The organism is Allobosea sp. BE125 (assembly GCF_031456075.1).
In the GTDB taxonomy this organism is placed as follows: domain Bacteria; phylum Pseudomonadota; class Alphaproteobacteria; order Rhizobiales; family Beijerinckiaceae; genus Allobosea.
Map to the genome: position 1 here is coordinate 113,081 of NZ_JAVDTY010000010.1, position 22,485 is coordinate 135,565.

20 protein-coding genes are annotated in these 22,485 nt (G+C 65.5%); 12 read left to right on the top strand and 8 right to left on the bottom strand.

What is annotated here, in order from left to right:
* Window positions 1-20 precede the first annotated feature (20 nt).
* The 3 genes from J2Y55_RS21335 to comJ are packed head-to-tail and all read left to right on the top strand — an operon-like array spanning window position 21 to window position 1,945.
* Window positions 21-950 carry a DUF4123 domain-containing protein gene (locus J2Y55_RS21335; RefSeq protein ID WP_310157746.1) on the top strand — a complete coding sequence of 310 codons (930 nt, stop codon included), beginning with the start codon at window positions 21-23 and terminating at the stop codon, window positions 948-950.
* Window positions 951-1,466: a NucA/NucB deoxyribonuclease domain-containing protein gene (locus J2Y55_RS21340; protein WP_310157748.1), complete on the top strand. Its 516-nt coding sequence runs from the start codon at window positions 951-953 to the stop codon at window positions 1,464-1,466. It begins immediately after the preceding gene.
* A complete protein-coding gene (gene comJ / locus J2Y55_RS21345; protein ID WP_310157750.1) occupies window positions 1,466-1,945 on the top strand; it encodes a competence protein ComJ in 480 nt (159 codons plus the stop codon). The genes J2Y55_RS21340 and comJ overlap by 1 nt, the downstream gene beginning before the upstream one ends.
* A gap of 14 nt (window positions 1,946-1,959) precedes the next feature.
* On the opposite strand, the gene J2Y55_RS21350 is transcribed toward comJ, so the two are convergent.
* Entirely contained in the window at window positions 1,960-3,105 is a 1,146-nt protein-coding gene (locus tag J2Y55_RS21350; RefSeq protein ID WP_310157752.1) for an alpha-hydroxy acid oxidase, read from the bottom strand.
* Window positions 3,106-3,172: 67 nt separating this feature from the next.
* Window positions 3,173-3,799: a YitT family protein gene (locus J2Y55_RS21355; protein ID WP_310157754.1), complete on the bottom strand. Its 627-nt coding sequence runs from the start codon at window positions 3,797-3,799 to the stop codon at window positions 3,173-3,175.
* Window positions 3,800-3,921: 122 nt separating this feature from the next.
* Between J2Y55_RS21355 and J2Y55_RS21360 the strand changes: the two genes are divergently transcribed.
* On the top strand, window positions 3,922-6,135 hold the full coding sequence (locus tag J2Y55_RS21360; protein ID WP_310157756.1) for a glycoside hydrolase family 3 N-terminal domain-containing protein: 2,214 nt from the start codon (window positions 3,922-3,924) through the stop codon (window positions 6,133-6,135).
* Between the two features lie 132 nt (window positions 6,136-6,267).
* Complete coding sequence (locus J2Y55_RS21365) at window positions 6,268-6,471, top strand: cold-shock protein (RefSeq protein ID WP_069692535.1); 204 nt, start codon at window positions 6,268-6,270, stop codon at window positions 6,469-6,471.
* Between the two features lie 174 nt (window positions 6,472-6,645).
* Here the strand turns inward: J2Y55_RS21365 and J2Y55_RS21370 are convergent, their stop codons facing one another.
* Complete coding sequence (locus J2Y55_RS21370) at window positions 6,646-7,509, bottom strand: DMT family transporter (protein WP_310157760.1); 864 nt, start codon at window positions 7,507-7,509, stop codon at window positions 6,646-6,648.
* 104 nt (window positions 7,510-7,613) lie between these two features.
* Between J2Y55_RS21370 and J2Y55_RS21375 the strand changes: the two genes are divergently transcribed.
* From J2Y55_RS21375 to metH, 4 genes are all read left to right on the top strand, one after another.
* Complete coding sequence (locus J2Y55_RS21375) at window positions 7,614-9,056, top strand: aminotransferase-like domain-containing protein (RefSeq protein WP_310157763.1); 1,443 nt, start codon at window positions 7,614-7,616, stop codon at window positions 9,054-9,056.
* Between the two features lie 78 nt (window positions 9,057-9,134).
* Window positions 9,135-10,133: an ArsR/SmtB family transcription factor gene (locus J2Y55_RS21380; RefSeq protein ID WP_310158047.1), complete on the top strand. Its 999-nt coding sequence runs from the start codon at window positions 9,135-9,137 to the stop codon at window positions 10,131-10,133.
* Window positions 10,133-11,044: a methylenetetrahydrofolate reductase [NAD(P)H] gene (gene metF / locus J2Y55_RS21385; RefSeq protein WP_310157765.1), complete on the top strand. Its 912-nt coding sequence runs from the start codon at window positions 10,133-10,135 to the stop codon at window positions 11,042-11,044. The genes J2Y55_RS21380 and metF overlap by 1 nt, the downstream gene beginning before the upstream one ends.
* 3 nt (window positions 11,045-11,047) lie before the next feature.
* Window positions 11,048-14,803, top strand: coding sequence for a methionine synthase (metH, locus tag J2Y55_RS21390; protein WP_310157768.1), 3,756 nt, complete (start codon window positions 11,048-11,050; stop codon window positions 14,801-14,803).
* 139 nt (window positions 14,804-14,942) lie between these two features.
* On the opposite strand, the gene J2Y55_RS21395 is transcribed toward metH, so the two are convergent.
* Entirely contained in the window at window positions 14,943-16,649 is a 1,707-nt protein-coding gene (locus J2Y55_RS21395; protein WP_310157770.1) for a Na/Pi cotransporter family protein, read from the bottom strand.
* Window positions 16,650-16,916: 267 nt separating this feature from the next.
* Between J2Y55_RS21395 and J2Y55_RS21400 the strand changes: the two genes are divergently transcribed.
* Both J2Y55_RS21400 and J2Y55_RS21405 read left to right on the top strand, forming a co-directional pair.
* Window positions 16,917-17,486, top strand: coding sequence for a flavodoxin family protein (locus J2Y55_RS21400; RefSeq protein WP_092166940.1), 570 nt, complete (start codon window positions 16,917-16,919; stop codon window positions 17,484-17,486).
* Window positions 17,487-17,779: 293 nt separating this feature from the next.
* Window positions 17,780-18,565 carry a fumarylacetoacetate hydrolase family protein gene (locus J2Y55_RS21405; RefSeq protein WP_310157774.1) on the top strand — a complete coding sequence of 262 codons (786 nt, stop codon included), beginning with the start codon at window positions 17,780-17,782 and terminating at the stop codon, window positions 18,563-18,565.
* A gap of 221 nt (window positions 18,566-18,786) precedes the next feature.
* Here J2Y55_RS21405 and J2Y55_RS21410 read toward each other — a convergent pair whose 3' ends face one another.
* On the bottom strand, window positions 18,787-19,167 hold the full coding sequence (locus J2Y55_RS21410) for a nuclear transport factor 2 family protein (RefSeq protein ID WP_310157776.1): 381 nt from the start codon (window positions 19,165-19,167) through the stop codon (window positions 18,787-18,789).
* A gap of 5 nt (window positions 19,168-19,172) precedes the next feature.
* Complete coding sequence (gene gstA, locus J2Y55_RS21415; protein ID WP_310157778.1) at window positions 19,173-19,784, bottom strand: glutathione transferase GstA; 612 nt, start codon at window positions 19,782-19,784, stop codon at window positions 19,173-19,175.
* A gap of 188 nt (window positions 19,785-19,972) precedes the next feature.
* On the opposite strand from gstA, the gene J2Y55_RS21420 reads away from it, so the two are divergent.
* A complete protein-coding gene (locus tag J2Y55_RS21420) occupies window positions 19,973-20,272 on the top strand; it encodes a winged helix-turn-helix transcriptional regulator (RefSeq protein ID WP_310157779.1) in 300 nt (99 codons plus the stop codon).
* Window positions 20,273-20,274: 2 nt separating this feature from the next.
* On the opposite strand, the gene J2Y55_RS21425 is transcribed toward J2Y55_RS21420, so the two are convergent.
* Together J2Y55_RS21425 and J2Y55_RS21430 are read right to left on the bottom strand one after the other, a co-directional pair.
* Window positions 20,275-21,507 (bottom strand): ABC transporter permease, encoded by a 1,233-nt coding sequence (locus J2Y55_RS21425; protein WP_310157782.1) that lies wholly within the window; start codon window positions 21,505-21,507, stop codon window positions 20,275-20,277.
* The gene (locus J2Y55_RS21430; RefSeq protein ID WP_310157785.1) at window positions 21,504-22,253 is read right to left on the bottom strand and encodes an ABC transporter ATP-binding protein; all 750 of its coding nucleotides are present in this window, start codon (window positions 22,251-22,253) and stop codon (window positions 21,504-21,506) included. Before J2Y55_RS21430 ends, J2Y55_RS21425 begins: the two co-directional genes overlap by 4 nt.
* Window positions 22,254-22,485: the final 232 nt, after the last annotated feature.

Sequence of the window (22,485 nt, forward strand, 5' to 3'; positions counted from 1 at the left end):
TGCCTGGCGAGGGGCAGCGCTTGAGCATCGATTGGGACTTCGTGCCGCTGGCACCTGCCTCGTTGCAGCTCAATGGCGCCGCCTTGAAGGCAGCTGTGGCCAGCCTGCCCAATGAAATCTTTGCTGTGCTCGATGGTGCCCTGTTTGACGACCTCGCCAGCGATCTCCAGCTGCACGGTCTCAAGGCGCGGCCGATGTTCCTGGAGGCAGGCAAGCCGCAGGCTGTGTCGGTAGGGCCGTTCCTGGTGGCTTTGCAGGAGCCTGACGATACAGGCCGCCTCTTGGCCTGCCACGGAGCACGTCGCTTGCCGGTATTCTGGTCCTGGTCGGAGGGAGAGGCCGCGCTGTTTCGGCATCTGCGGACACTGAATCTGGCAGAGATTCCAAACCAGAACAGGGCATCCGAAGACGCGCCCGCTTATGAGACGGTGATCTTTCGGCACTGGGACGCCGTCGTGCTTGGACAGGTGCTGCCGCTGCTGCGGCCCGGGCAGATCGCGCGCTTCCTCGGGCCGGGCCTCGGGCTCTGTTTCGACGCCGGGGTTGCGGGCGGCGTGTCGAAGCGCTTGCGCCCGCAAACGCTGCCGGCAGCCGACACGGGAATGCTCCGGTTCTCGCCCGAACAGGTCGCCGGCTTGAGCCATGCGCGTGTTACCGAGAGCCGCGGACGCATCTGCAACTACCTCCGCGAGGTCAGCCCCGACAAGGCGGCGAATTTGCCTCCGGCGGCATTGTTGAACCTGGTGGCACACAGTGAGCGCCTCGGGCGCGATATGGGGCTGCGAACAGAACGGGCACTGGGGCTTTGGGCGTTCCTCTGGCTTCTGACCGATGGCAAGGTCGCCGATTCCTATGAGATCAAGCACCTGCTGACGACGTCGGGAATGCCGCCGGAAGAGGCCCTGAATGCCTTCCTGCAGGCTTTCATGGTTACTGCGGGAAGCCCGTAAATGGTTTTCGCCCTTCCCGCCGTGCCGGCTGCCGTCTATTGGCTGATGGGCGCTCTCGGGCTCGCCACGGTCGCAGCCACGCCGGCCGGACAGGAGGCCATTCGACAGACCGGCAGGGCGATTGGCCGCGCCGGCACGGCTTTGCGTGACTCGGCGGCGGACGACACCTGCGAAGACTGCCCTTGCCACCGCAATCTGGTGATCTCGCGTTCGGCGTCGCCTCTGGCGGCCCAGCATATCCTGGACGCCCAAGCCGCCGGGCAGCCTTCCGTGCTGACGCTGGATCGCAATCCGGCTGCCGTCGCGGCGCGCCGGGCGGCGGCGACAAGCAAGCTTCCGATCGTGCGAGGCATGGACCGCGATGAGTACCCGCCGGCCACATTTATCGAGGGCGGCGCCACCGCCAGCGTGCGCCATGTGCCCCTCAGCGACAATCGCAGCGCCGGCGGCCAGATGACCAGCCAATTGACCGGTGTGCCCGAGGGCTGCAAAATCACGATGATGGTGGGCCCCTGATGCTCGAATTTCCCCTGACGGTTCTCTACACGCAGATCATCGCCTTCCGGACGAACCTGCCGCGACCGGGTTTGCTGTGGAGCGACGACCATGTCGCGCAAGGTTTTGCCTGGCGGCCGGAAACCGTGGCGTTCGGCGTCCCCGACCATGACGGCGCGTGCCTGTTGCACGTTGAGGCGCTCGCGCTGCCCTATCAGCTCCCGCCGGAGGCGCTGTGGGCGTTATCCGTGCCCTTCGAGGTGAGTACGGGGCGCGTCTCGGTCGGGACCGTGCTCAATACGCACGATTTCGAGCTGCCTATCGGCAGCTACAGCCTGATTTTCGACGTTCTTCCCGGTCGTACGATCGAGCGCGCTACCTACGCCTATTTGCCGCGGCTTCTGTTCGTCCCGGATGCCCGGCCCGATTTCACCATCCTGAGGAAGGGCGACGAGATCACCACCGATGTCATTCTGCGCAAGGATGCGGATCAGGCCTGAGGACAGCAGCGGTTTCAGGCTCGCCCTTTCACCAGAATCCGCCCATCGACATCGCGCACATCGCGCAGGCCGCACAGCGCCATGGTGATGTCGAGTTCCTTGCGGATGATGTCGAGGCAGCGGGTCACGCCTTCCTCGCCCATGGCGCCCAGCCCGTAGAGAAAGGCCCGGCCGATGAAGGTGCCGTGGGCGCCGAGCGCCAGCGCCTTGATCACGTCCTGGCCGGAGCGGATGCCGCCGTCGAACAGGATCTCCATGCGCCCGCCGACCTGTTCGACGATCGCCGGCAGCGCCGCGATCGAGGACAGCGCGCCGTCGAGCTGGCGGCCGCCATGGTTGGAGACGATCAGCGCGTCGGCGCCGCTCTTGGCCGCCATCTCGGCATCCTCGGGGTCGAGGATGCCCTTGAGGATCAATTTGCCGCCCCAGAGGTCCTTGATCCATTTGACGTCGTCCCAGCTCAAGGCCGGGTCGAACTGCTCGGCGGTCCAGGAGGAGAGCGAGGAGAGATCGCCGACGCCCTTGGCGTGGCCGACGATGTTGCCGAAGGAGCGGCGCGGCGTGTCGAGCATGCCCAGGCACCAGCGCGGCTTGGTGGCGAGGTTGATCAGGTTGGCGATGGTGGGCTTGGGCGGTGCGCTGAGGCCGTTGCGGATGTCCTTGTGGCGCTGGCCGAGGATCTGCAGGTCGAGCGTCAGCACGAGCGCGGTGACGCCGGCATCCTTGGCGCGCTGGATCAGCCGGGCGATGAAGTCGCGGTCCTTCATCACATAGAGCTGGAACCAGAAAGGTTTGCCGACATGGCTGGCGATGTCCTCGAGCGAGCAGATGCTCATGGTCGAGAGCGTGAAGGGCACGCCGGCTTTGTTGGCGGCGCGGGCGGCGAGGATTTCGCCATCGGCGTGCTGCATGCCGGTGAGGCCGGTGGGGGCGAGCGCGACCGGCATGGCGACGGGCTGGCCGACCATGGTCGAAGCCAGCGTGCGGTTGGTCATGTCGACGGCGACGCGCTGGCGCAGTTTGATCGCGGCGAAATCGGCCTCGTTGGCGCGGTAGGTGCCCTCGGTCCAGGCGCCGGAATCGGCGTAATCGTAGAACATGCGCGGCACGCGGCGCTTGGCCTGAAGGCGCAGGTCTTCGATGGTCAGGAGCTGGGCCATGGTCGTCGCCTCCACGCGTTCGTTTGAAGGCTCGGTCGCATGGAAATTTGCAGGTGGCAACCGTCCCCTACGACACCCCCATATACCGCCCGGGCTTGTGGTTGATCGCGAGGATGAGATTGAGCACGGCCGCGCCGGCAAGCGAGATCAGCACCTTGTCGAGCGGCAGCAGGAAGAGCGCGCCAGCGAGGATCACCACATCGACACCGAGCTGGAACCAGCCGGCGCGCACGCCATGAGCCTCCTGCAGATAGAGCGCCAGGATGTTGATGCCGCCAAGCCCGGTGCGGTGGCGGAAGAGCGCAAGCAGGCCGAGCCCCATGAAGCTGCCGCCCGCGATCGCGGCATAGAGCGGATCGACCGCCTCGATCCGGAGCCAGGCCGGCGTCGCCCAGGTGAAGACCGAGACAAGCCCGACCGCAATGAAGGTGCGCGCCGCGAAGCGCCAGCCCATGCGCCGGATCGCCAGCCAGTAAAAGGGCAGGTTGAGGGCGAAGAACAGGATCCCGAAATTGATGCCGGTGCTGAATTGCAGCAGCAGCGCCAGGCCCGCCGCCCCGCTCGTGAGCAAGGTCGCCTTGGTGTAGAGCACGATGCCGATGCTCACCATCAACGTGCCGAGCAGCATCGCCATCACGTCTTCATAGAAGCGGTGGCGTTCGCCCGTCTCCAAGGCCATAGCAGCTTGCGTCATCGCGTCATCCCGGTTCGCGCGCCTTCGGCAGGGCTCGCCCTGCGGCGATGCAACGGTTGAGCCATGCGGAGCGATCCTGTAGGGCCGGACCATCCTTTCCGCCAGTGAGCGAGACCTGTTCCATGATCCTGCGGCTCGTCGCTGCGTTCCTGCTCTGCCTTGTTGCGCCCCAAGTCTTTATCGGTGACGCCTTTGCCGATGACACCGTCGCCTGGAAGACCGGGCGCGAGGCCGCCGCGATCGAACGGCGCATCGATGCGCTGCTGGCGAAGATGACGCTGGAGGAGAAAGTCGGGCAGCTCCATCTCTCGGGGCGCGGCGACGGCTTCGACATCAACCAGATCAAGACCGGCCGCATGGGCGGGGTGATGAACTTCGTCGTGCCCAGCGAGGTACTCGCCGTCCAGCACGCCGCGCGCGAATCACGCCTGAAGATCCCGGTGATCATCGGGCTCGACGCGGTCCACGGCTTCTCCACTTATTTCCCGCTGCCGCTTGGCCAGGCCTCGACCTGGAATCCCGGGCTGATCGAGGCGGCGGCCTATTGGACCGGCCGCGAGGCGCGCGCCGCGGGCATCCAGTGGACGTTCGCTCCGATGGTCGACATCTCGCGCGATCCGCGCTGGGGCCGGGTGCTGGAAGGGGCGGGAGAGGATCCGTATCTCGCCTCGGTCGTGGCGGCGGCGCGCACCCATGGCTATCAGCGCGGCGGTGTCGCGACCACGGTGAAGCATTTCGTCGGCTATGGCGCGGCGGAGGCGGGCCGCGACTACAATTCGACCTGGATCCCGACGAGCCAGCTGCACGATCTCTACCTGCCGCCGTTCAAGGCTTCGTTCGAAGCCGGCTCGATGACGGCGATGGCGGCGTTCAACGCGCTGAACGGCATGCCGGCCACCGCCCATCGCGGCATGCTGACCGACCTGCTGCGCGGGAAATGGGGCTTCAAGGGCTTCGTCACCTCGGATTTCGGCTCGATCACCGAACTCAGGCTGCACGGTGTCGCCAAGGATGATGCCGAGGCCGCGCGCAAGGCGCTGCTCGCCGGCATCGACATGGACATGATGGGCGATGTCTACCTCAAGCATCTCGGCAACGAGGTGACGGCCGGCCGCGTGCCGATGAAGGCGCTGAACGAGGCGGTGCGCCGGGTGCTGCGGGTGAAATTCCATCTCGGCCTGTTCGAGCGCGCCGATATCGACCCGGCCGCGGCGCCGGCGCTGATGCAGACACAGGCCGCCCGCGACGTGGCGCTGAAGGCTGCCCAGGAAGGCGTGATCCTGCTGAAGAACGCCAATGAAACGCTGCCGATCGCGGCGGGCGTCAAATCGGTCGCGGTCATCGGCGCCATGGCGCGCCCCGAGGATGAGCGGGTCTGGACCGACCCGGCGGGCCTTGGCCGGCGGGTCATCCAGGCGCTGCCCGAGGCGCTGAAGGAGCGGCTGCCGGCTGATGCGAGTGTGGCCTACGAGCCCGCCTTCAGCAAGGCCTGCGGCACGGAGTTCGCCGACAAGGACGCGGCGCTGCGCGCGGCCGCCGCAAGCGACGTGATCGTCGCGATGCTGGGCGAGGATTGCGAGTTCATGGGCGAGGGCGCCTCGCGCACCAATCTCGGCCTGCCCGGGGTGCAGCAGGAACTGCTGGAGGCGCTTGTCGCAACCGGCAAGCCGGTCGTGCTGGTGCTGGCGACTGCGCGGCCTTTGGTGCTGAGCTGGGCCGAGGCCCATGTCGCGGCGATCGTCCAGACCTTCCATGGCGGCACGGAAGGGCGCACTGCCATCGCCGATGTCCTGACCGGCAAGGTCAATCCGTCAGGGCGCGTGCCGATGAGTTTTCCACGCTCGGTCGGGCAGATCCCGGTTTACTACGACCAGTTGCCGACCGGCCGGCCGGAGAAGGTCCGCCAGCGCTATGAATCCATCTTCATGGACGAGAAGAACGAGGCGCTTTACCCGTTCGGCTACGGCCTGTCCTATTCCCGCTTCACCTACGCCAATCCGCGTGTCGACAAGGCGAGCGTGCCGATGAACGGAACGGTCGAGGTCTCGGTCGATGTCGGCAATGCCGGCTCGCGCGACGGGCAGGAGGTGGTGCAGCTCTATATCCGCCAACCCGTCGCCAGCCGCTCGCGGCCGCTGCGCGAATTGAAGGCATTCGAGAAGATCGCGTTGCGCGCCGGGGAGACGCGGACGGTGCGCTTCAAGCTGGATGTGGCCCGGCTCGGCATCCATGACGACGACGGGCGCTATGTCCTCGACCCCGGAACCTTCGAAATCTATCTCGGCGGCTCGTCGCGGGCGTCGGAAACGGCAAGCTTCATTCTGACCAAGTCTTGATCGGATCGCCTCGCGCTCTGCATTCCCTTTGGTCTCGACAAGGATGAATTTTCGGTCAATCCTTCGAGGGCGCGGCCTTCGGACGCTTGCATCCGTCGGCTGGCAAGATGCGTGGCTCCAAAGGATGCGGCGATGGCGACCGGAACCGTAAAATGGTTCAATACTGAGAAGGGCTTTGGTTTCATTCAACCTGCTGACGGCGGCAAGGACGTGTTCGTCCATATAACTGCCGTAAAGGAAGCAGGCCTGATGACCCTGACGGAAGGGCAGAAAGTCTCGTTCGAGCTCAAGACCGAGCGCGGCAAGACGGCGGCGGGATCGCTCCAGCTGATCTGACCCTTTCGAGCTTGGACTATGTCTGGAGATCGCATCCTGGCTGCTGCGATAGCGAATGCCTTTGCGCAGGAGATCGCGGGCGGTTCTTCGTCGCGGCGAAAGCCAAGGAGCCTTGCTCGCGGTATCGTGACGATGGCTGCGGATGCTCTTGAGCACCGCTGAGCGCGGCCCGGGCTAGCGCGCGAAACGCTTGGCTCCCGCGACGCAGAGCGCGACGGCCGCCGAGACGGCGACCATCTGCCAACTGACCGCCTCGTTCAACAGCATCGACGCCAGCAGCAATCCGAAGAAGGGCTGCAGCAATTGCAACTGCCCGACGGCGGCGATGCCGCCCTGGGCGAGGCCGCGATACCAGAAGACGAAGCCGATCAGCATGCTGAACAGCGAGACATAGCCGAGGCCGAGCCAGGCCGGGCCGCCCGTCTGCGCGAGCGACGCCGGCATGGTGCCGAGCATGAGCGCCGCCATGATCGGCAAGGCCAGGACCAGCGCCCAGGAGATCACCTGCCAGCCGCCGAGCCTGCGCGACAGCGCCGCGCCTTCGGCATAGCCGAGGCCGCAGATGGTGATGGCGGCGAGCATCAGGAGATCGCCCAGCGGTGAGGCGTCGAAGCCGTGGGTCATGGCGAAGCCGGCGACGAGTGCGCTGCCAAAGCAGGAGAACAGCCAGAAGGCCAGGCGTGGACGCTCGCCGCCGCGCAGCACGCCGAAGATCGCCGTCGCCAGCGGCAGCAGCCCGATGAAGACGATGGAATGGGCCGAGGTGACGTGCTTCAGCGCCAGCGCCGTCAGGAACGGAAATCCGACGACGACGCTGAGCGCGACCACGATGAGCGGGACGACATCCCCTCGTTCCGGCCGGTTCTGGCGGAAGGCGAGCAGGAGCCCGAGCGCGAGGATGCCGGCGATGGCGGCCCGCGCGGCGGTGAGGAAGACGGGGTCGAAATCAGCCACCGCCACCCGCGTCGCAGGCAGCGAGCCGCTGAAGATCAGCACTCCGATCAAGCCGTTGATCCAGCCGCTCAAGGTCTTGTCCATCGATCACGCTCCGATTTCGACCTGCATCGAGGGCGCGGCGGCGGTTTGCTAGAGACAGTTCAATACAGTTGATGCAAACTGTGCTGCTTTCGGGAGCGATACGGATGCATGATCGAGCACCGCCCAACGGCGATGACGGCACGCTGGTCGAGCGCGTCATGGCGGTCGTCAACCAGCGGATTGCGGGGCGCACACTTGCGCCGGGAGCCAAGCTGCCTTCGCTGCGCAGCTTCGCCGAGACGATGGGCGTTTCGAAATCGACCGTGGTGGAGGCCTATGATCGTCTTGCCGCCGAAGGCGTGATCCAGGCGCGGCGCGGCTCCGGCTTTTATGTGGTGGGACATGCGCCGCCATTCTCGGTCGCCGATCTGGGCCCCAGGCTCGAGCGTGCGGTCGATCCGTTCTGGGTCTCGCGGCAATCGCTCGATGCCGGTGACGGCGTGCTCAAGCCAGGCTGTGGCTGGCTGCCGGCCGATTGGCTGCCGGAGGACAGCATGCGCCGGGCGCTGCGGGTGCTGTCGCGTGCGCCAGCCGAAACGCTGGCGGATTACGGCACGCCGCTGGGCTTGGCGCCGCTGCGGCAGGCTCTGGCCCGCCGCATGGCGCTCCACGGCATCGAGGTCGGGCCGGACCGGATCATGCTGACGGAATCCGGTACGCAGGCGCTTGACCTCGCCTGTCGTTTTCTGGTCGAGCCGGGTGACACGGTCCTCGTCGACGATCCCTGCTATTTCAACTTTCACGCCCTGCTACGGGCGCATCGCGTCCGCATCGTGGGCGTGCGCTATACCCAGAACGGGCCGGATACCGTGCAGTTCGAGCAGGTGCTGGCGGAGCATCGCCCGCGCCTCTACATCACCAATTCCGCGCTTCACAACCCGACTGGCGCGACGCTTTCGCCAGTCGTCGCTCACCGGGTGCTGAAGCTCGCCGACCAGTTCGGCTTGACGATCATCGAGGACGATATCTTCGCCGATTTCGAGCTGGAGCCGGCCCCGCGCCTGGCCGCCTTCGACGGACTCGACCGCGTCGTCCAGATCGGCAGCTTTTCCAAGTCGCTCTCGGCTTCGGTGCGCTGTGGCTACATCGCGGCAAGGCGGGACTGGATCGAGGGGCTGATCGATCTCAAGATTGCTGCCTCCTTCGGCACCGGCCGCCTCGCGGCCGAGATGGTCCTGACCATCCTCAGGGATGGCAGCTATCGCAAATACATGGATGGCCTGCGCGCACGTCTGGCGCGCGCCATGAGCGAGACCTCGATGCGGCTCAAGGCGATGGGCATCCAGCCCTGGATAGAACCGCGCGGCGGCATGTTCCTGTGGTGTGTTCTGCCCGAGGGGCTGGATTCGTCGGTGATCGCGCGGCAATTGCTGGCCGAGGACATCGTCCTGGCGCCGGGCAATGTCTACAGCCTGTCGCAATCGGCGAGCCGGTTCCTCCGTTTCAATGTCGCGCAGTCCGGCGATCCGCGCCTGTTCAGCGCGCTCGGACGGGCGATGGCGAGCGCCGCGCGGCGAGGGGCGCCGGCACAGATTGAGCTTGCGTGAACGTCATGATTGACATAAAGATATCTTTATATCTTTCTTGGCTTCACCTTGGAGTTCGAGCGCTTGCGCCAGCCGACCATGGTCTCGTCCGATGTTCTGCTCGCCGGCCTGCGCGCGGCCGGTGAAGAGACGCGGCTGCGTATCCTGGCGCTGCTCTCCGAGGGCGAATTGTCGGTGTCGGATCTGACCGACATTCTCGGCCAGTCGCAGCCGCGCATTTCGCGCCATCTCAAATTGCTGACCGAGGCCGGGCTGGTGCGGCGTTCGCGCGAGGGGGCCTGGGCCTTCTTCCGTCTCGACGAGACCGGGGCGGGCGGGGCCTTCGCCGCTTCGCTCGCGGCCTGGCTCGATCCGCGCGATCCGGTGCTCGCTGCCGATCGTGAGCGGCTGTCGGCGGTGCGTATGTCGCGCGCCGAGGCTGCACAGGGCTATTTCGCCAGCGTTGCGCGCGACTGGGACCGGCTGCGCTCGTTGCATGTGCCTGATGAGGCGGTTGAAGCCGCCGTGGAAGCCGCCGCCCGCGAGGGCGCGCGCGGAGCCTTTCTCGATCTCGGCACCGGCACGGGGCGCATGCTGGAGCGGATCGCGCCGACCTTCGGTCGGGCGATCGGGGTCGACGCCAATCACGCCATGCTCGCGGTCGCGCGCGCCAATCTGGAGAAGGCCGGGCTGGCGCGCGTGGAATTGCGCCAGGGCGACATCTACGCGCTGCCCTTCACGCGCGGTTCCTTCGATCTCGTCGTGATCCATCAGGTCCTGCATTTCCTCGACGATCCCGGTCGCGCCGTGCGTGAGGCGGCGGCGATGCTCAGTCCGGGCGGGCGCTTGATCGTGGTCGATTTCGCGCCCCATGAGATGGAGTTCCTGCGCGCCGAGCATGCGCATCGCCGGCTTGGCTTCTCGAAAGCCCAGATTTCCGGCTGGTTCTCGGAAGCCGGGCTCAACTGCGATCTCGCCGAGGAGATCAAATCGGCGGGCGGCGTCTCCGCTGAGCTCACCGTCATGCTCTGGCGCGGGCAGGACCGGCGCAAGCCGGCCGAGCAGAGCTTGCGTCAAACCAGTCTCGAGGTTGCCTGATGAATGCGTTTCGCCCCAGCCGGCACGGCTCGCGCCGTCCAAAAGTCTCCTTCGAATTCTTCCCGCCCAAGACGGCGGAGATGGAGACCGCGCTGTGGGAAAGCGTGCGCCGGCTCGAGCCGCTGGTGCCGAGTTTCGTCTCGGTGACCTATGGCGCCGGCGGCTCGACGCGCGAGCGCACCCACGCGACCGTCAAGCGCATGGTTGAGGAGACGGCGCTGAAGCCGGCCGCGCATCTGACCTGCGTGTCGGCGACCTGCGACGAGGTCGATGACGTCATCCGCTCCTATTGGGAGGCGGGCGTGCGCCATATCGTGGCGCTGCGCGGCGACCCGGCGGGCGGTTTGGGGACGGCCTATGAGCCGCATCCGCAGGGCTATCACCAGACCTCGGATCTCGTCGCCGGCATCCGGCGCGTCGGCGATTTCGAGGTCACAGTCTCGGCCTATCCGGAGAAGCATCCGGAAGCCGCCTCGCTTGATGCCGATATCGACGCGCTGAAGAAGAAGGTCGATGCCGGCGCGACGCGCGCCATCACCCAGTTCTTCTTCGATAACGACGTCTATTTCCGCTATCTCGACAAGGTCCGGGCGCGGGGTATCGATATTCCGATCCTGCCCGGCATCGTGCCGGTGCAGAATTTCAAGCAGACCGCGAACTTCGCCCGCAAGACCGGCGCGAGCGTGCCGCAATGGCTCGCCGACCGTTTCGAGGGGCTGGAGGAGGACGCCGCGACGCGTCGCCTGGTGGCGGCTGCCGTCTGCGCCGAGCAGGTGCTCGATCTGATCGATCGCGGCGTTTCGGACCTGCATTTCTACACGATGAACAAGGCCGATCTCGTCTATGCGATTTGCCATCTGGTTGGCCTGAAGCCCGATAAGACGGCGGCGCAGGCTGTTGCGGCGGAGTAAGTGATGAGCGAGTTCAAGCCTACTCCTGTCGACGGCGCCGAGATCGAACGCGCGCTGCGCCAATCCGCCTCCGAGCGCATCCTCGTGCTCGATGGCGCGATGGGCACGCAGATCCAGAACCTGAAGCTCTCGGAGGCCGAGTTCCGGGCCGAGCGCTTCAAGGGCTGGAACCATGACCTCAAGGGCAATAACGACCTCCTGGTGCTGACCCAGCCAGAGGCGATCCGAGACATCCACCTGGCTTACTTCACGGCCGGCGCGGACATCGTCGAGACCAACACCTTCTCCTCGACACAGATCGCCCAGGCCGATTACGGCATGGAGGCGCTGGCCTATGAATTGAACGTCGCCTCGGCGAAGCTCGCCCGCGAGGCTGCCGCGATCGCCCAAAAGGCCGATGGCCGCCGCCGCTATGTCGCCGGCGCGATCGGCCCGACCAATCGCACGCTCTCGATCTCGCCCGACGTCAACAATCCCGGCTTCCGCGCCGTGACCTTCGACCAGGTCCGCGAATCCTATGCCGAGCAGGTGCGCGGGCTGGTCGATGGCGGCTCGGAGCTGATCCTGGTCGAGACCATCTTCGATACGCTCAATGCCAAGGCGGCGATCGTGGCGATCGAGGATGTCTATCGCGAGAAGGGCTTGCGCCTGCCGGTGATGATCTCCGGCACGATCACGGACCTGTCCGGCCGCACGCTCTCGGGCCAGACGACCGAGGCCTTCTGGAATGCTATCCGCCATTCCAATCCGATGACGGTCGGCCTCAACTGCGCGCTCGGCGCGCGCGAGATGCGGGCGCATATCAAGGATTTGTCGCGCGTCGCGGACACGCTGATCTGCGCCTACCCCAATGCCGGGCTGCCGAATGAATTCGGGCTCTATGACGAGCGGCCGGAGGCGACGGCTGCGATGCTGGCGGAATTCGCCGATGCCGGGCTCGTCAATGTCGTCGGCGGTTGCTGCGGCACGACACCGGACCATATCCGCGCCATCGCCGAAGCTGTCGCCGGCAAGGCGCCTCGTCAGGTCCCCGAGATCAAGCGTTATCTCAGGCTTGCGGGGCTGGAGCCCTTCACGCTCGATGAGACCATTCCCTTCGTCAATGTCGGCGAGCGCACCAACGTCACCGGCTCGGCCCGCTTCCGCAAGCTGGTCAAGGAGGGTGATTTCGCCGCCGCGCTCGATGTGGCGCGCGACCAGGTCGCCAATGGCGCGCAGGTCATCGACATCAACATGGATGAGGGCCTGCTCGACTCGCAGGCCGCGATGACCGAGTTCTGCAATCTGATCGCCTCGGAGCCGGATATTTCGCGGGTCCCGATCATGGTCGATTCCTCGAAATTCCACGTCATCGAGGCGGGGCTGAAGACGATCCAGGGCAAGCCGATCGTCAATTCGATCTCGATGAAGGAGGGCGAGGAAGCCTTCCTCGAACATGCCCGCATCTGCCGCAATTACGGCGCGGCCGTCGTCGTCATGGCCTTCGACGAGACCGGGCAGGCCGATACCTATCAGCGCAAGATCGAGATCTGCACTCGCGCCTACAAGCTCCTGACCGAGAAGATCGGCTTTCCGCCCGAAGACATCATCTTCGACCCCAATATTTTCGCGGTCGCGACAGGCATCGAAGAGCACGACAATTACGGCAACGACTTCATCGAGGCCACCAAGACGATCCGCGAGACCTTGCCGCACGCCCATATCTCGGGCGGCGTCTCGAACTTGTCGTTCTCGTTTCGCGGCAACGAAAAAGTCCGCGAAGCGATGCATTCGGTCTTCCTGTACCACTGCATCAAAGTCGGCATGGATATGGGCATCGTCAATGCGGGCCAGCTCGGCTCCTATGACGATCTCGATCCGGAACTGCGCGAACTCTGCGAGGATGTTGTCCTCAACCGCCGCAAGGATTCGACCGAGCGGCTGCTCGACGCTGCCCCGCGCTTCAAGGGCGACGGTTCCGTCGCCGTCTCGGCCAAGGATCTCGTCTGGCGCGACAACCCGGTCGAGAAGCGGCTCGAATACGCGCTGGTCAACGGCATCACCGCCTTCATCGACACCGATGTCGAGGAAGCCCGCGCCAAGGCCGACAAGCCGCTGCATGTCATCGAAGGCCCGCTGATGGCTGGCATGAACGTGGTCGGAGACCTGTTCGGCGCCGGCAAGATGTTCCTGCCGCAGGTGGTGAAGTCCGCTCGCGTGATGAAGCAGGCGGTGGCCTATCTGATGCCCTATATGGAGGAGGAGAAGCGTCTGAACGGCGGCACCGAGCGCTCGGCTGCCGGCAAGGTGCTGATGGCGACGGTCAAGGGCGATGTCCACGATATCGGCAAGAACATCGTCGGCGTCGTGCTCCAGTGCAACAATTACGAGGTCATTGATCTCGGCGTGATGGTGCCGACGCAGAAGATCCTGGACACCGCCCGCCGGGAGAAGGTCGACATCATCGGATTGTCCGGCCTGATCACGCCCTCGCTCGACGAGATGGTGACTGTCGCCTCCGAGATGGAGCGCGAGGGTTTTGACATTCCCCTGCTGATCGGCGGGGCGACGACCAGCCGCGTCCATACGGCGGTGAAGATCCACCCGGCCTACAGCCAGGGCCAGACGGTCTATGTCACCGACGCCTCGCGCGCCGTCGGTGTCGTCTCCAGCCTGCTCTCACAAGACCAGAAACCGGCCTATGTCGAGGGCGTCCAGGCCGAATATGCCAAGGTCGCCGCCGCCCATCGCCGCTCCGAGGCCGACAAGCAGCGCCTGCCGCTGGCCAAGGCCCGCGTCAACGCCTTCAAGCCGGATTGGACGAGCTATATGCCGCCCAAGCCCAGCTTCCTCGGCACGCGCGTGTTCCGCACCTATGACGTCGCCGATCTCGTGCCGGTGATCGACTGGACGCCGTTCTTCCAGACCTGGGAGATGAAGGGGCGCTTCCCCGCGATCCTCGAGGATGAGAAGCAGGGCGAAGCAGCGCGCGCGCTCTGGGAAGACGCGCAGGCGATGCTCAAGCGCATCGTCGAGGAGCGCTGGTTCAACCCCAAGGCCGTCATCGGCTTCTGGCCGGCCAATGCGGTGGGCGACGACATCCGCCTCTATACCGGCGAGAGCCGGCAGGAGACGCTGGCGAGCTTCCACGGCCTGCGCCAGCAGCTCTCCAAGCGAGATGGCAAGCCGAATATGTGCCTGTCGGATTTCGTTGCGCCGGAAGGGATCGAACGGCCCGATTATATCGGCGCATTCGTCGTGACCACGGGGGCGGAGGAAGAGCGCATCTCCGAGAAGTTCGCGCGCGACAATGACGATTACCGCTCGATCATGGTCAAGGCGCTGGCCGACCGCATCGCCGAGGCCATGGCCGAACGCATGCATCAGCTCGTGCGGACGCAGTTCTGGGGCTATGCGCCCGACGAGAACCTGGCGAATGAGGACCTGATCCGCGAGGAGTATCGCGGCATCAGGCCGGCGCCGGGCTATCCGGCCCAGCCCGACCATACCGAGAAGGAAACCCTGTTCGAATTGCTGCAGGCCGAGCGGCGCGTAGGGGTGAAGCTGACCGAGAGCTTTGCGATGTGGCCGGGCTCCTCGGTCTCGGGGCTCTACCTCTCGCACCCGGACGCCTATTACTTCGGTGTCGCCAAGGTCGAGCGCGATCAGGTGGAGGATTACGCCACCCGCAAGGGCATGCCGATCCACGAGGTCGAGCGCTGGCTCGCGCCGATCCTCAACTACGAGCCCTCGGCCTATCGATTGGAGGCGGCGGAGTAACGCCGTCTTTCGTTGCGGCCGGAGCGATATCGGCTGCAAATTCGATGGGAGATCGTGCTCGCGAAGCCGCTCTGCCCGGCGTGACGCAGAACGGGGCCGCCCTGGAGGGCGGCCCGTTGCTTCATGCAGGGTGGCATGCTTACGCCGGCACGACCGCCAGGCTCCCGAACCCTTCCGCTCCACGCGAACGCGCCGCCGAGGCGGATACCTCGCGCGACACCGAGCGGCGCTCCGCATCGATGCGCTCGATCAGGAAATAGGCGCGCTCCGCACTGCCGAGCAAGGCGAGGATGGCGCCGCGCTCGACCCAGGGCAGTTCCGCTCCGAGCCTCAGGCAGCGCTCGCGCAGTTCGAGCAGCTTTGGCAGGCGCGGCTCGGCCTCTGCCGCCACCGGGGGATTGAGCTGATCGATCGTGATGATAGCGCGCATCGCATCCGCGACCTGATCGATGACGGTGTCGACGATCGCGCGGCCGGTTTCGCCGAAGGGCTGACGTTCGACGCGGCGCGCGATCTGATAAAGGGTCTCGCCGAGGCTGGCCGTGTAGTCCTCTTCCTCGATCAGGCTGGCGACCAGATCGGCGCGGGCATAGTGCATGTCGGGCGTGAACATGCCCGAGGTATAGGCACGGATGTCGCGGTTGAGGATGTCGATTGCGGCGTAGTGCTCCTCGATCTTGTCGGGCGCGTCGGGAACCCCCCTGGCAATGTCCAGGAAGAGCCGGGCGGCCTCGAGATAGCGTCCGGTCTCGCGCTGGATCGCGTGCACCGCCTGGGCGTGATCTTCGGCCTTCACCAGATAGCGGGGCTGGCTGTAATCCTCGATGTCGTCTGACGGACTCGCCCCGACCTTCAGCAGAACGCGCTCGAAGACGCCTACGAAGGGGAAGAGCAGGACGGTGTTGAAGATGTTGAAGAAGGTCGAATAGAGGCCGATCGCGACCGGGATCAGCGGGAAGGTTTCCTTACCGTCCTTGACGACCGCGATGCCGGGATCGCCGCCGAACCACTGCATGACCCAAGTGAGCACATCCATCGAGACAAAGAAGAGCGGGATCGTGACCGCGACGCCAATGATATTGAACGAAATATGTGCGTAGGCCGCGCGTTTGGCATTCTTGGAGAGGTTGAGCGAAGCCATCCAGGAGGTGATGGTGGTGCCGAGATCCGCGCCGAGCGAGAAGGCGACAGCCGTCTTCCAGTCGAGGATGCCGGCGGCGCCGAGACCCATCACGATGCCGATCGTCGCCGATGAGGAATGGATCATCGCGGTAATGCCTGCCGCGATCAGCACGCAATAGAGCAGGTTGAGATAGGTGTCGGCCTTGAGCGCCGAGATCACGCCCATGACTTCCGGCATGTTGCGCAGCGGGCGCAAGCCGCCGGTCATCAGGTTGAGCCCGTAGAAGATCAGCGCGAAGCCCATGCAGGCGAGCGCGATGTTCTTCACCTTGTCGGTCTTGGCGAAGATATGCAGCAGCGCGAAGATGCCGGCGAGGAACAGGCCGAGCGGTCCGAGCGGCAGCGCGATCAGGCCATTGCCGAGCGTGGTGCCGATATTGGCGCCCATGATCACGCTGATGGCGGGTCTCAGGCCAATGACGCCGGCATTGACGAGGCCGACGACCATGACGGTCATGGCCGTGCTCGACTGGATGATGCCGGTGATGAAGGTGCCGGCCATCACGCCCTTGACCGGGGTGCCGGCGATCTTGGCCAGCAGCGCCCGCATCTTGTTGACCGCGAGGTTCTGGATGCCGTTGCTCATGAATTCGAGGCCGAGCATGAAGATGCCCAGTCCTCCGACCACCGGCACGATGACCTGCGTGAAAATATCGATCTGCATCATGCCGCCCTCTGGAGAAGTCTAACGACTTTAGTCGTTAGACTGCGACGGCTCTGTGACTGCCGGCTCTCATCAAAAAGTGAGAGCAGGGATCGATGCGAAAAACCGGTTTCCACTTTTTCGCATCCTGCTCTGGAGCTGGATTTTGCGGATTTGCCCTGACGCCATCGGCCCTATGCGCAACCGCAATGGCGCGGGCATTGAAGAGCGCGCCGCAGTGCAACATCTTGCGCCTCACCGAACGGTCCCGTTCCGACAGAGGTTGCCATGACCACCATCGCCATCGTTTTCCATTCCGGCTACGGCCACACCAAGAAGGTCGCCGAGCATGTCGAGAAAGGCGCGGCCTCGACCGGCGCCAAGGTCGAGCTCATCGCCATCGACGCCGAAGGCAACCTGCCCGACAGCGCCTGGGAGGCCATCAAGGCCGCCGACGGCATCATCTTCGGAGCGCCGACCTATATGGGCGGCCCGTCCTGGCAGTTCAAAAAATTCGCCGACGCCTCCAGCAAGCCCTGGTTCAGCGGCGACTGGAAGGGCAAGGTCGCGGCCGGCTTCTCCAATTCCGCCTCGCTGAACGGCGACAAGTTCTCGACCATCCAGTATTTCATCACGCTCGCCATGCAGCACAAGCTGCTCTGGACCGGCACCGGCATGATGCCGGCCAGCGCCAAGGCGAACACCCGTGATGACCTCAACCGGCTCGGCGGCTTCTCGGGCCTGCTCACCGCCTCGCCCGCCGATGGCAGCGTCGAGGAGATGATCCCGGGCGACCTGAAGACGGCCGAAGCCTTCGGCAAGAATGTCGCCGAGGTGGTCAAGAGCGTGAAGGGCTGATCGGAGCGTTTTCGAGCGAAGTGGACACCGGTTCGCGTGAAGAAAACGCATTGAAATAAAGAGCCAGCGCTGTCGAAGGATCCAATTGGATCGGAAGCCGCTCTGGCCCGGGCTTCTCCAGTCCGGCACAACAGCTTTGCCGAAAGGGCCGTGATCCCGATGGGGTCGCGGCCCTTGTTTCGTTCGGCCGATGGTTGTTGACTTGCTCCCTGGATCTGGCGCGGCAGCGAAGCTGCGGGCAGCCGGACGAAAACGGCCTCGACAGAAGGCCGGTCCTCCAAGGGAGATACGCTATGACCATCACACGTCGCACCATTCTGGGCTCCGGCGGCGCGGCCGCCACGCTCGCGGCCACGGCCGCATCGGCACAGCCGGCCGCCACTGTGAAGACGCCCTTCGCGGTTGCGCAGACGACGATCCCGATCGTCGGTTCGCAGGATGCCTTCCCGGTCCGGCGGATCTACTGCATCGGGCGCAATTACGCCGCCCATGCCCGCGAGATGGGCTCCGACCCGACACGCGAGCCGCCTTTCTTCTTCCAGAAGCCGACCGACGCGATCCAGCTGGTCAAGCCCGGCGAGGTCGCCGACCATCCCTATCCCTCGCTGACCAAGAACTATCATTACGAGGTCGAGCTCGTCGCCGCGCTGAAATCGGGCGGGCGCAACATCCCAATCGACAAGGCGCTCGACCATGTCTTCGGCTATGCGCTCGGCCTCGACATGACGCGGCGCGATCTGCAGCGCGCCTCGGGCGATGAAAAGAAGCCCTGGGAGATCGGCAAGAGCTTCGACAACTCGGCGCCGATCGGCCCAATCCACCCTGTCGGCACGGTCGAGCACTTCACCAAGGGCGCGATCTCGCTTTCCGTGAACGGCACGGTGAAGCAGAACTCGAACCTGACCCATATGATCTGGTCGGTGGCCGAGCAGATCTCGAAGCTGTCGGAAGCCTTCGAGCTCAAGGCCGGCGACATCATCTATTCCGGTACGCCCGAGAATGTCGGCCCCGTGGTCAAGGGCGACGTGATCCTGTGCAAGCTCGACGGCCTGCCGGATCTGTCGATCAAGATCGTCTGAGGCTCTTCTGCTGCCGGGCGATCGCGGTCTGCCGGCGATATTCGCCGACCGGCAGGCCGCCGACGACCCAATCCTCCAGCAACCTCGTCGATGCCGACGAAGGTCGCTGCCGGGGTCTTGTTTCAGGATCCGGACGAGCAGTTCGGTCGGTAGAGCAGTTTCCGGTCGAGTTGGATCGTTCGATTGCGATAGGGCATCGCGAACTCCTCAAGGCGCGATCGTCACGACGAGGCGGCGATGTTGACATGAAAGACCTTGGCGATGATGCGCCACTGCCCGTCGAGCCTGACGAAGCTCAGCAGGTCGGTGAAGCGCTTCTCGCCGATCGCGCATTCGACCCGCGCCAAAGCCGTGACCGGACCGGCGAATTCGATCGACAGGATGCGGTCGCGCCTCTCTTCGCCACGGCTCGCCGGCGAGGGCCGGCCCGCGACCATGGGCAGATAGGCGTCCATGGTCAGATGGGTGAGCCTGCCCTCGCTGGCGCAGGCATAGATCGCCTGCGCATGGAAGACGCGGCTGAGTTCGGCCGCGTCGCTGTGGTGAAGGCCGTCGAAATAGCGCCCCAGGGTTTCGGCGATCTCGGAGAAGCGAGGGTCCATTGCGCTCACTGGACCAGCCCTTCGGCGCGCATCGCCTGCTGAACCGAATCGCGGGCCGCCACGCGGCTCATGAAGGCCTGAAGCCTCGGCCAGGGCTCCAGCGCGAGCCCGACATGGCCAGCCCAGTTCACCACGGTGAAGAGGTAGGAGTCGGCGACGCTGAAGTCCTTGCCAAGCAGATGGTCGCGACCGTCCGAGAGCGTCATCTCGACATGATCGAGGCGTCTAGTGACCACGGCGCGGGCGTCGCGCTTGCCATCCTCGCTGGTGGTGGAGCGAAGCAGCGGCACAAAGGCCTTGTGCAACTCGGTGGCGACGAAATTGAGCTCCTCCTGCAGCCGCGTTCGGGCGAAGGTGCCGGCTTTGGGGGCGAGACCGGCATCGGGAGCAAGATCGGCGATGAACTGGACGATGGCCGCGCCTTCGGTCAGCACCGCGCCGTCGTCGAGCTGCAGGGCGGGCACGTAGCCCTTCGGGTTGACGGATGCGAAGGCCTTGCCCGTTTCCGTGGTGCCGGCCCTGGTGTCGACCTTCTCGATGGTGAAGGGCAGCCCGGCCTCGCGCAGCGCGATATGGGGGGAAAGCGAGCAGGCGCCGGGGGAATAATAGAGCTTCATGTCCGTCGGTCTCCGTATTGGCTGTGCGGCGGAGCTAGGCGGAGGCGGTAACCTTTGTATATGCGATAACTTGTTGTAACCGAATTTTCAGGTATCATTCCGGTAACCGGAGCTTTGCTGCCATGGCCTTGAAAATTCGACGGAATCGCGCGCCAAAGCCGCCGCAGACCTGCGATATCGGGACCTGCATGCAAATCCTCGGCGGAGCCTGGACGCCGAATGTGATTTGGCTTTTGAGCGGCGGCCCGCGCCGTTTCGGCGAGCTCAGGCGCGACATTCCACTGATCTCCGCGAAGATGCTGAGCGCAAGGTTGCGGGCTCTGGAGGAGAAGCGCGTGGTGGCGCGCCGGGTCGTGCCGAGTTCTCCGCCTTCGGTCGAGTACAAGTTGACCGCGCTGGGCGAGGAGCTGATGCCGGCGATCCAGGCGATCGCAGGCGTGGGCGTCAAACTGAAGGCGCAGGCGCTTGCAGCAGCGCAGGCGGCCTGAGCCTATTCGCGCCTGAGCGCCTCGATCGGGTCGAGCCGCGCCGCCTGGCGCGCCGGGTAGAAGCCGAAGAAGACGCCGATCATGCCGGAGACGCCGACCGCGATCAGGATCGTCTCGATCGAGACGACGGATGGCCAGCCGGCGAAATTCGCGATGGTCAGCGCCGCGGCGATGCCGAGCGCGATGCCGACCGCGCCGCCGATCGTCGCCAATGTGGTCGCCTCGATCAGGAACTGCGCCAGCACGTCGCGCTGGCGCGCGCCGACGGCGAGCCTGAGCCCGATCTCGCGGGTACGCTCCGTGACCGAGACCAGCATGATGTTCATGATGCCGATGCCGCCGACCAGGAGCGAGACGGCGGCGACCGCGGCGAGTAGCCAGGACAGGGTGTTGGCGGCGGCGGTCGCGGTGTTGGCGATCTCGGTCAGGTTGCGGATGATGAAGTCGTCATCCTGCTCCTCGGCGAGGCGGTGGCGCTGGCGCAGCAAGGCGCGCGTCTGCTCGATACCGGGATCGATCGCCTGCTCGTTGGCGAATTTCACCATCACCGTCTGGACCGAGGCGTCGCGGGCGTAGTTGCGCCCGACGATGCGGCGGCGGCCGGTGTCGAGCGGGACGAAGATGACGTCGTCCTGGTCCTGGCCGAGCGCCGATTGGCCCTTGCCCGCCATCACGCCGATGACCTTGAAGGGCACATTGCGGATGCGGAACTGCTGGTCGAGCGGATTCACCTCGCCGAAAAGGTTCTTCGCCACCGTCTGGCCGATGACGGCGACGATCTCGCCGCGGCGCAATTCTTCCGGCTCGAACAGTCGCCCCTCCGCGATGTCCCACTCGCGCGCGGTGAAGAAATCGAGATCGGTCGCGGTGATCTGCGTCGACCAGTTCGTGCCGGCGAAGACGGCCTGAGCGCGGGTGACGAGAATGGGGGCGGCGGCCACGACGTCGTCGACCTCGCGAATGATGGCGCGAGCGTCCTCGTCCGTCAGCGTCGAGGAGGCGCCGGCTCCCAGCCTGACGCCGCCTTGCGTGACATTGCCGGACTGGATGATCGCGAGATTGGCGCCGAGCGACTTGATCTGCGCGGTGACGCGCTCGCGGGCGCCCGAGCCGATTGCGACCATGGCGATGACGGCAGCGACACCGATGATGATGCCGAGCATGGTCAGCGCCGAGCGCAAGGCATTGGCGCCGATGGCCGAGAGCGCCGAACGGATCGCTTCGATCAGGCTCATGCCGCGGCCTCGGTTGTCGATGGGGAGCGCTCCAGAGCGGCGAGGGCGGTGCGAGCATCGGCCGCCTCCTGCCTCTCGTCGGACAGCAGATGGCCGTCGCGGAAGCGGATGACGCGGCGGGCATGGCGCGCCACCTCCGCGTCATGGGTGACAATGACGACGGTGACGCCCTCGCGGTTGAGATCCTGGAACAGGCCGAGGATTTCGAGCGCGGTGCGGCTGTCGAGCGCGCCGGTCGGCTCGTCGGCGAGCAGCAGGCGCGGCTGGTTGACCAGAGCGCGGGCGATGGCGACGCGCTGCTGCTGACCGCCTGAGAGCTGCATCGGCCGGTGATGAGCGCGGTCTGCCAGGCCGACACGGTCGAGCGCGGCGAGCGCGCGCGCCTTGCGCGTCCGGCCGTCGATCCCGGCATAGACCATCGGCAATTCGACATTGGCGCAGGCGTCGACACGCGGCAGCAGGTTGAACTGCTGGAAGACGAAGCCGAGCTTGCGGTTGCGCAGCTCGGCGAGGCCGTCGCTGGAGAGCGTCTCGACCGCGACGCCGTCGAGCCTGTAATGCCCGCCAGTCGGCCGGTCGAGGCAACCGATCAGGTTCATGAAGGTCGATTTGCCCGAGCCCGACGGGCCCATGACCGCGACGAGATCGCCGGCCTCGATTGCGAGCGAGACGCGGTCGAGCGCAGTGACGCGGCCGGAATCGAGGTTGTAGACCCGGGAGAGTTCTCGCGCCTCGATCAGGGGCATGGCGTGTCTCCGGCATCATTCCGGTACACGCAGCCGGGTTGAAGGGGGCCGGGAACCCTTCCCCCGTGTGGGAGAAGGGCAGGGATGAGGGCCCGCCCTGACCGCAGAAGGCGCAGCGGCTCTGCTGCGGCATCATTCCGAGAGGGCAGGCCCTCACCCCTACCGCTCTCCCATCCGGGAGAGGGGATCCCGTGCCTGAACTTGTTGGCGTTGGCTAGCGACGAAGGCCTCA